Below are 9,867 nucleotides of genomic sequence, written 5' to 3' on the forward strand. Positions count from 1 at the left end.
CTACAACAAATCTACCTGGGGCAATGCCCTCAGCCAACGCCTCATCACCCTAGCCGCATCTCTGCATCTCAACCAAATACTTGCCCAATTGCCCCCAACCATCGAAAAACTCATCCTCATCCCCCACCGCGATTTACACCTGTTACCGCTTCACGCCTTATCAGCAACCCGAAACTTACCAAACAGCGAAACCAAAACCGGCTATTTGCTAGACCTCTATACCAACGGCATCCAATACGCCCCCAGCAGCCAATTTCTCGAACGTTTGCATCAACGGCAACGCCCGCCAATCAATGATATTTTCCCCTTATTCGCCATCCAAAATCCTACGGAAGACCTGCGCTACACTGAAATTGAAGTTGAAGAGATTTCCCGCGCCTTCAACCCTCACGCCCACATTTTGAAGCGCCGCGATGCGACTAAAATCGCTTTTAACTCCGAAGCAACTCTCAAAAAATTAACTGATTCCTACTACGCCCATTTTTCTTGTCATGGCAGTTTCAACTCCCTTAATCCGCTGGATTCGGCATTAGTTTTAGCTGGAGATTTACCGCAGCAAATCTCTTTAGAAACCCCCCAACCCCCCTTGGTAAGGGGGGGGCAAGAAATAAGGGGGGGCAAGAAGAAGAAGGGAAAGAAGGGGAAGGGGAAGAAAATCAAAACCGCTATCTGACTTTACGCGATGGTCGTCGCTTTCGGATTGAGACTCAATGTTTAACACTTAAGGAAATTTTCGCTAGTCTCAATTTACCTTTGTGTCGCCTTGTCAGCCTTTCGGCCTGCGAAACTGGATTAGTAAGTAGAGTTGACACCGATGAATATATCGGTTTAGCGAGTGGTTTTCTCTATGCCGGTGCTGGTAATGTGGTCAGTAGTTTATGGTCTGTCAGTGATTTTTCTACAGCTTTTCTGATGATTCGGTTTTATCAAAATTTGAGAGATGAGGAGTTGTCAGTTTGTCAAGCTTTACAGGCCGCACAGAATTGGCTAAGAAAGGTTGCGCGAACCGACTTTTTAACCTGGTTGAAAAATGAGGTAAAAATGGATGAAAATTTAGTTGCCGACCTCAATATTTACATCCGTCGTTCTTTTCCCAATCTCCAACCCTTTGCTAACCCCCAATATTGGGCTGCTTTTTGTGCTATTGGTTTATAAATATGACTATTTCCCTAACCCAAATTCCCACAGATACCTGGGTGACAGCCACCTGGTCTGACTATCTCGAAACTGCCGATAGTCTTGACTGTGCGACAGCAAAAACCTATTATTATAAAGGCAGATTCCGACTCGAAATGTCACCCGTCACCAACGAACACGCTAGCGACCATAGTATTATCATTTTTGCCGTTTGTCTCTATGCCAGTCTCAAAGGAATTATCCTGAATGGCAAAGATAACTGTACCTATCGCCATCCGCAAATTCAAGAATGTCAACCCGATTTCTCTTGCTATATTGGCGATAATGCCCAAGTTATTGCTTGGGGAACAGGTATTATTAATTTAGACAATTTTCCGCCTCCAGATTTAGTAATTGAAATCGCCAGAAGTTCTATCTCTGACGATAAGGGAGAAAAACGCCTTTTGTACGAAGATTTAAAAGTTAAAGAATACTGGATAGTTGATGTCAATACCGCCCAAATTTTAGCCTTTGCCATCGATTCCCTGGGAAGTCATCGGATTAGAGAATCCCAAGTTTTACCCGGTTTAAACTTGTCTGTGCTAGAATCGGCTTTAAGTCAAACTCGCACGAGTCCTCAAAGTCAAGTTTGTAGTTGGCTGTTAACTCAATTTCAATAGATTGTAATGGGGGCGGGATCAATTTCAATAGATTGTCGTGTGGGCGGGGCGGGTTTATAATATTTGTCGATGATTATCAAATATCTTGGCGAACCCGCCCCTACGGAATCAAATTCAATCGGAATAACTAAAAAATATGGAACCTTTTTTTAATGCTTCGCAAACTATTCTCGACTTTTTAACCTTGTTGGAAGTGGAACGCGCCAAAGGAAAAAGCGAGTTAATTGATGAGAAAGCTTGGCAAGATTTGAAACAACTCGATCTAATTTTGCAGACTATTGATAAACCCCATCAAATTGCTGAAGTAATTCTTGATTGGTGCGAAAAATATCCAGAAATTAATCGAATATTTAACCAAAAAGATTGGAAAAAAGTTCGCTGTGATATGGTTGAAGACGAAAACTCAGAGATCGATCCTGCACCCCCTTCAGGTGAAGCCGATATTATTCGGAATCGGGATAAAATACAAAAAATAATTCAGGAAAATCAAGACGACAATTTACAGAATACTTCCGAAGATTAATCGCGATGTTAAATGAACCTGAGCCTGTTTATTACGCCTTAAATGTTAGCTTGTTTGCCTTCACTCTGCAATCTGGCTCATATTTAGATTCCCAAGAACTAATTAAAGAATCTCCGCACAATTTTAAGCGCAAGTATGAAAAATCACTAAAAGATAATTTTAGTTCAAAGTTGGATTTTTCTAAGTCATTCCCTGAACTTCGCGAAGATTTTCCAAGGTCAGACAATTACGACTTACTAGATAGCCAAAAAAAAGGTAAGCGACAATACTTTTTGCTTTCAAGTCAAGAGAAAAACCAAAATTCAATTCAGCCGAAACCGTTATATCGGTTATTGGTGTATCCCAAAAAACTTAGCGATAACTATGCTTTATTAATTAATATTTATCGTCCGCAAGCTGAAGGTTTTGATAGCGTAAAATTAAGTGAGGTTGGCGAATTTAACCCAAATCAATGCTTAACTCTAAAAAATGACCCGCATTTTATTGGAGAAACTTTATTAATTACGGCTTTTTTGTCTCAATCCAAACCAAATAAAGCAGAAGCATTAAGAACTAACGCCGAAGATTTGCTAAAGCAATTACTTGGTTATTGTCCTGATTTTTATCAAGCCGAACATTTTTTAGAGAGTTATATTTTAGAGTTTAGCCAACCTAAAATATCGCAAAATCGCTATCTTGTGCTTTTCTATTTTGCCGAGTCCACTCCCAAACAAATTCAGGAAATATATTGGGACTTGCCAGAACTGTTTTTATACTATCATAAAATCACCAATGTTTTTCAACAAAGTAGAAAATATGCCGATGAACTGGATAAATTAATCCGAGAAGAAATTGAAAGCAAATCAAAATTACCAGAGCTTTTAGATTTGGAGGTGTTAAAAAATCAACTCAAAGAAATCTTAAAAACTGTTCCTACATATACTTTCAAGGTGCGTAATCTTGAAGATACTTTGAATACGATCGATATTCATATCAGAAATTACGAACTCATCCTCAAACGTCTGCAAGTTGAAACTAGCGATCGCCTGGATTTATTTAGTCGCTTTGCTGAACGAGAAAGCCAAACTTTTAGACTGCAAATTAAAGCTGATTTAAACTACTCTAAACCCGGTGCTCAATTACTAGATCAGGCTATTTCCAGTATACGCGGCTTAGTAGAAATCGATCAAGCAGAAAGCGATCGCGCATCAGAACTCAGAGAAAAAGATCGAGATCGCGTTTTACAACAAACCTTACAAGCTAATGAACAAAAAGAAAAAAAGCGCGATCGCCAATTACAAAATACCATTGCGATTGTCGGTGTAGGCATAGGTTTTGCAGGAGTTGCCGCTACTGCATCACCTTATCTCTTTGAAGAGAAACCAGACCAAAACTTTACCTTAATTCCCGTTCGCTTCCAGCCTGCTTTTAGCCTAAATCCGCCGCATCACTTAACACTATCCCTGCTATTCAGCTTAGGCGGGGGTTTAGTGGGAGTGGCGATCGCATCACTCTCTCTGCGATATATTCAGTCTCATCCAAAAAGTGTACTCGCCGGTACTGTTAGATTAATTTTAGGTAGTTCCCAAACTCCAGAAGTAGCGATTTCTCAGCAACCGGAAGAAGCGCGATCGCAACCTCCCACCCCTTAATGAATCAAGGTACATCAACTTTTAGCCTGAGCGCTAGCGCGATCGCACCTTTAAAACCCACAACGGTTCAGCCTTCTCACCGCGTAAAACTTAATACCTATAACCCTTGCCTAGAAAAAATTATAGGCGATCGCAGACCATGAACCGAGGGAAAGCGATCGCGTGCGATCGCCCATTTGTTCAAACTGCCCTTCAAAAAATTACTAGCCACCTTCCCATCCCCCATACTCACAGAAGCATTGTAAATTTAATAAACTAAGTTGCTACAGTGAACATACAATAAAATTAAAGGTTAATCATCCGCGCGACCTTCACCCCACTCAACTCCCACCCCACACCCCGCGTTTTAAGCTAATAGGCATCGAGCGTCATTTCTACAAAGCTCGGAAATGGCATAGCAATTAGGTAAAAGCAGTAAAGGTAGAGGCTTTGCGTACCTGCACTTACTCTGTTCACCAATTGCTCTAAGTCCGAGAGAACAGGGGAAATGGGGAGATGGGGGAGATGAGAAGATAGGGGAGACGATCGAGATATGGGAGTTTTGAGAGATTGCTACAGGCAAGCTTCGTTCCTCGCAACGCTTCGCTGTGCATCAGTTTCGAGTTTGAAGAGTAGAAATTCTCCCCCATCCTCCTCATCTCCCCTATCTCCCCATCTCCCCCCTCCCCATCTCTACCATCCTCCCCTACCTCCTGTGTATGAGCCTAAGCGTCAAGTTAACCGTTAACAGTTAACAGTTAACAGTTAACCGTTAACAGTACAAGGGAACTAAAGCTGGCAGGGGATTGCGCGGTCGAAATCGCCAAATTCAGACAAAAAGGATTAAGCGCTACATGGAATTTTCTATCGCTGCACTGCTGGCAAATTTCACAGATGACAAATTAGTTGCCCCGAAAGCTCTGGAGAAAAAACTCGACTGTAACGATTTGACGAGTCAAGCAAAACTTCAGATCGCTTTAGATGCCTTAGAGAAAATTGGCATTTTAGTCAAAGACAAAGGCAGATATCGTCGATTAGTGGAAGAAGACGTAGTAGAGGCAAAACTTCGCTGTTCCAGCAAAGGATTTTGTTTTGCCATTCAGGATACCGAAGGTTCAGAGGATGTTTACGTCCGAGAAAGCCACCTATCAACTGCTTGGAATGGCGATCGCGTCTTAGTAAAAATCATCAAAGAAGGTAGTCGTCGGCGCTCCCCAGAAGGAGAAGTACAGTTAATTTTAGAACGCGCCAACCCTTCGGTATTAGCGCGAGTCAAGCAAACCAGCAGTCCCACCGGACGCATCGGTTATAGAGCAGTTCCCTTAGACGATCGCTTGCTATTTGAACTCGAACTCCTCTCTAATGGCGTTAACCTCCAAGAAGCGATCGATCACCTAGTTCATGTGGAAGTCCTGCGCTACCCTCTAGGTAGCCATAGACCAGTGGGCAAAGTCGTTCAGGTACTAGGTTCTGACGCTGAAGCCGCCGACGATCTCGATATAGTTTGCTGCAAACACGACCTACCTCGCTCTTTCCCCGCCGTCGTGTTTAGAGCAGTTGAAACTTTGCCTACTAAGCTGAAAAAAACCGAACTCAAAAAGCGGTTAGATTTACGCGGCTTATTAACAGTTGGTTTTGACAGTTCTGAGTTCTCAATTTTGAGCTTTGACTCAGAAGCTGACACTCAAAATTCAGAGCAGCCAAATACTCCCTCTACTGTTCAAAACTGTATCGAACACGCTTTTACTCTCGAAGCTAGTAAGTCCGGCCAGTGGCGGGTAGGAGTTCACATCGCGGATGCAACTGAGTACGTGCGTCCCGACTCACCGATCGATCGCGAAGCTCGCAAGCGGGGTAACTCAGTACATTTAGCTAAAATGGTTGTGCCGATGTTACCAACAGGAATATCGAGCGATCGTTGCTCTCTGCTACCCGAACAAGAACGCCTAGCTGTGAGCATATTACTCACCCTCAACCAATCCGGGGAATTAGTAGAGTACGAAATTCAACCCAGCGTTATTCAAGTTGACTCTCGCCTCACTTACAGAGAAGCACAAACAATTCTCGACTCTGCACCCGATGAATCAATTCATCCTGAATGTTTCATCTTGCAACCTTTCCTCAACGAACTCGCAGCCGCCAGCAATGCAGCCAAATCTCAGCGTAGAAACCGAGGAGCTTTTGAATTAAACCTGCCAGATACTACTTGCCACTACGACGATGAGGGAGAACTAGGAGCTTTTACGGTGAATAATAGCACTCCCATTCAGTCAGCAGCAGCTCAATTAGTTGTACTGGCAAACCAAGCTATCGCTACCCATTTACAAGCTTTGGGAGTACCCGGAATTTATCGCGTCCAGCCGATTCCTGACCCCGCAGATGTGCTGGAATTGGTGAAGCTTTCGAGCAATTTGGGCTGCGATTTGTATATGGAAAACGAAGAGGAAGTGTACCCCTTAGACTTCCAGCGATTTACCGATCAGTTTGCGCGATCGAAGGCCGAGAGAGTGCTCTCATATTTATTGGAGGATACTTTGAAGCCTGCGGTTTACAGCACTGCACCCAAACCTCATTTTGGTTTAGCGCTGACTGAAGGTTACGTTCATTGCGCCTCGCCACTATCCCGCTATGCGGATTTGTTAAATTTGCGAGTGTTACAGGCCGTCTTTGAACAAGGACGCGATCGCCGCACTACTCGCGCTAAGGAAAGAGTGAATTTACACCACTCCTCTTGCGCTGGCCAAATTAATTGGAATGTTTTACCCCCCGAAGTTCATCACGAATTTGAAGCTCAATTTGCCTCAGTAGTCGTGCATTTAAGCGAACGCGAAAGAGTTGCCCAAGATGCAGAAAATGACTTGGAGGGACTCAATAAAACTGGATTGATGAAGGAACGCACTGGTCAAACTTTCCAAGGTTTGATTACTGGCGTACAATCTTACGGTTTCTTTGTGGAAATCGAGATTGTAGTAGATGAGGAAACTCTACGAGTAGAGGGACTGGTTCATGTTTCTTCGCTTAAGGACGATTGGTATGAGTATCGATCGCGCCAGCAGACTCTCGTAGGCCGCAAAAACCGCAATCAATACCGTCTAGGCGATCGCGTAGAAGTACAAGTCAAGAGTGTCGATTATTATCGCCAGCAAATTGACTTAGTAGCTGTTGGTGGTGGTAGTGAGGCTTTTTATGACAGTGATGATTAGTTAACTGTTATTTGTTAACGGTTAACTGTTAACGGTTAACTGTTAACGGTTAACTGTTATTTGTTAACTGTTAACGGTTAACTGTTATTTGTTAACGGTTGACTGTTAACTGTTATTTGTTAACGGTTAACGGTTAACTGTTATTTGTTAAGTAAATCCACCTGATTAAACCCCTAGCCCCTAGCTATAGTTGTCGAAAATGTAACCAAGTATGCGGCATTTAACAAATAAAAACTAACTAATGAACAATCATAAGCCTTTAATCGTAGGAATAACTGGTGCATCGGGATTAATTTATGCAGTAAGAACCATAAAATATCTATTACAAGCAGATTTTGCTGTAGAACTTGTCGCCTCTAAATCTACTTACATGGTTTGGCAAAGCGAACAAAATGTTAAAATGCCAGCAGAAATCAGTCTTCAGGAAGAATTTTGGCGAGAGCAAGCTGGAGAAGAAAAAAGTGGAAAACTCCGCTGTCATCCTTGGCAAGATATAGGAGCTAATATTGCAAGTGGTTCGTTTCGCACTTTAGGAATGATTGTGATACCGTGTAGTATGAGTACGGTGGGAAAATTAGCGGCTGGGTTGAGTTCAGATTTGCTAGAACGAGCGGCAGATGTACAGCTTAAGGAGGGGCGAAAATTGGTGCTAGTACCTCGCGAAACGCCTTTTAGTTTAATTCACCTCCGAAATTTGACAGCTTTGGCAGAAGTGGGAGTTAGAATTGTTCCAGCGGTTCCTGCTTGGTATCATAATCCTCAGACAATTGAAGATTTGGTGGATTTTGTGGTAGCTCGTGCATTAGATCAGTTGGATATTGACTGCGTTCCTCTCAAACGCTGGAAAGAAGATTAAAATGGTTAATAGTTAACTGTTAACTGTTACCAAAGAAGGGGCTACGATGCTCAGGACTAGGGACTAGAGAAAGAGAAAGAGAGGGGAAGATGGGGGAGATGGGGAGCAGGGTAGATAGGTAATTAGCGATCACAAATCACCAATTACCAATCACAAATCACCAATTACCAATCACCAATTACCAATTACCAATCACCAATTACCAATTACCAATTACCAACTAACCACTAACCACTAACCACTAACAATTAAAAAAAATGTCTATCGCCCGCGTTGTATTATTTTTAACAGTTATGGGAGTTCTGACACTTTTTGTCCTACAAAATGTGTCGTTTTCGTTATCGCTGGTATTTTTAGGGATGCGATCGCAAACTCTACCCCTATCACTCTGGATTCTGATTAGTCTAGCCGCAGGATTAACCACATCATTTTTGATTTCTGGTGTGTTGGCCTTCTCCAATTATTTAGCTGAAAAAGAATGGCGGACTCGGAATGCAGGCCGCAGAAGTCCAGATAGTTTCTCTGGCGGTACCAATCAAGTAACGCCTCCACCTTCTCCCAGAAAGCCTGATTTAGATCCTTCTGTTGCTAGTTGGCAAACTAAGGAAACTGAGGTAAGTTATTCCCAGCGGAGTGAGAATGAAACCCCAAGTAAGTACAATGTAAAGACATTTGTGCAGGAAATTTCTCAAGCTTTCTCTCCTAATTTCAATGCAGGGGTGGGTTCATTTAGCACCCCAAAAAGTGAGATTGGTGGGGAAAATGTAGGGGTTACAAGTCCAAATGAAGACATTGATGATGATTGGGTGGAAGTTGGCGATGGCCTTAGCAGTCAAAGTGGTGATGATGATTGGGGGGATGAGGAAGAGCAGGAACCCTTATCTAAGAATGATGATATACCGCAAAAACCGATTGATTACGAATCCCCGCAAGAACCGAAAACTCAATCATGGTCTGGTTCTGTTTATTCTTATGGTTATCGTGAACCTAGAAATACAGGGGTGGGTAAAACTGAATCCGTCTACGATGCGGATTTTCGGCTGATTACACCGCCTTATACGCCACCGCCTTATACACCACCGTCTTATACGCCACCGTCTTATACGCCACCTTATACACCCCCATCTCAGAGTGATGATTGGGAAGAGTCAACGAATAATGATGATGATGAGGATTGGGGTTTGGGAGAAGATGACGAGTTTGGTGACGATCGCTCTTTGGATTTGCGTAAGCGCGATCGCAGTTAATTTGATTAAAGATTAGGAAATATTGAAGGAATTGGCAATGGATTTATTAAGGGGAGTAAATCTCTATCTCGTCGGTATGATGGGTGCAGGGAAAACAACAGTAGGGCGGTGGTTGGCATCGGAGCTAGGCTATCATTTTTTTGATACTGATGATGTAATTTCAAAAGTAGCTAATCTATCTATTAGTGAAATTTTTGCTAGAGATGGAGAAGAAGCGTTTCGCCAGCTAGAAAGTCAAGTGCTTGGGGAACTTTCGGCTTATAAAAAGCTAATCGTAGCAACGGGCGGCGGGATTGTCTTGCGGCAAATGAACTGGAGCTATCTTCATCACGGAATTGTGGTATGGCTGGATGTACCTGTGGAAGAACTTTGCGATCGCTTGCGAGAGGATAATTCTCGGCCTCTCCTGCGCGAGGGGGAACCCAGAGCGATACTGCAAAATATCCTTAATCAGAGGCAGCGTTTCTACGCCCAAGCGGATGTCCGAGTTGCTGTAGGGAGCGAAACGCCTGAAGCTGTGGGAATGCGCGTAATTGAAGAATTACAAAAAGTGGTCAAAAAGGACTGAGGGCGAGGGGGCAGAGGAGCGGGGGGGCGGGGGGGCGAGGGGGCAGAGGAGCGGGGGGGCGGGG

General features: G+C 43.3%; 10 protein-coding genes. All 10 read left to right on the plus strand.

Annotated features, from left to right (window positions below):
• A partial coding sequence (locus tag OSCI_RS31930) for a CHAT domain-containing protein (RefSeq protein ID WP_157135552.1) occupies positions 1 to 673 on the plus strand: 673 nt, incomplete at its 5' end.
• Positions 674 to 699: 26 nt separating this feature from the next.
• Complete coding sequence (locus OSCI_RS31935; RefSeq protein WP_267880123.1) at positions 700 to 1,155, plus strand: CHAT domain-containing protein; 456 nt, start codon at positions 700 to 702, stop codon at positions 1,153 to 1,155.
• A gap of 2 nt (positions 1,156 to 1,157) precedes the next feature.
• Positions 1,158 to 1,796, plus strand: coding sequence for a Uma2 family endonuclease (locus OSCI_RS09680; protein ID WP_007354754.1), 639 nt, complete (start codon positions 1,158 to 1,160; stop codon positions 1,794 to 1,796).
• A 136-nt stretch (positions 1,797 to 1,932) separates the two neighbouring features.
• Positions 1,933 to 2,319 carry a hypothetical protein gene (locus OSCI_RS09685; RefSeq protein ID WP_007354755.1) on the plus strand — a complete coding sequence of 129 codons (387 nt, stop codon included), beginning with the start codon at positions 1,933 to 1,935 and terminating at the stop codon, positions 2,317 to 2,319.
• Between the two features lie 5 nt (positions 2,320 to 2,324).
• A complete protein-coding gene (locus tag OSCI_RS09690; protein ID WP_007354756.1) occupies positions 2,325 to 3,950 on the plus strand; it encodes a hypothetical protein in 1,626 nt (541 codons plus the stop codon).
• Positions 3,950 to 4,093, plus strand: coding sequence for a hypothetical protein (locus OSCI_RS30640; RefSeq protein WP_007354757.1), 144 nt, complete (start codon positions 3,950 to 3,952; stop codon positions 4,091 to 4,093). Before OSCI_RS09690 ends, OSCI_RS30640 begins: the two co-directional genes overlap by 1 nt.
• A gap of 690 nt (positions 4,094 to 4,783) precedes the next feature.
• The gene (locus tag OSCI_RS09695; RefSeq protein ID WP_007354758.1) at positions 4,784 to 7,132 is read left to right on the plus strand and encodes a ribonuclease R family protein; all 2,349 of its coding nucleotides are present in this window, start codon (positions 4,784 to 4,786) and stop codon (positions 7,130 to 7,132) included.
• Positions 7,133 to 7,373: 241 nt separating this feature from the next.
• Complete coding sequence (locus tag OSCI_RS09700) at positions 7,374 to 7,988, plus strand: flavin prenyltransferase UbiX (RefSeq protein ID WP_007354759.1); 615 nt, start codon at positions 7,374 to 7,376, stop codon at positions 7,986 to 7,988.
• Positions 7,989 to 8,245: 257 nt separating this feature from the next.
• On the plus strand, positions 8,246 to 9,235 hold the full coding sequence (locus OSCI_RS09705) for a hypothetical protein (RefSeq protein WP_019487302.1): 990 nt from the start codon (positions 8,246 to 8,248) through the stop codon (positions 9,233 to 9,235).
• A 37-nt stretch (positions 9,236 to 9,272) separates the two neighbouring features.
• Positions 9,273 to 9,803, plus strand: a complete 531-nt coding sequence (locus OSCI_RS09710; protein ID WP_007354761.1) for a shikimate kinase — start codon at positions 9,273 to 9,275, stop codon at positions 9,801 to 9,803.
• Positions 9,804 to 9,867: the final 64 nt, after the last annotated feature.

It is taken from the genome of Kamptonema sp. PCC 6506, from assembly GCF_000180455.1.
Classification (GTDB): Bacteria; Cyanobacteriota; Cyanobacteriia; order Cyanobacteriales; family Microcoleaceae; genus Kamptonema; species Kamptonema formosum.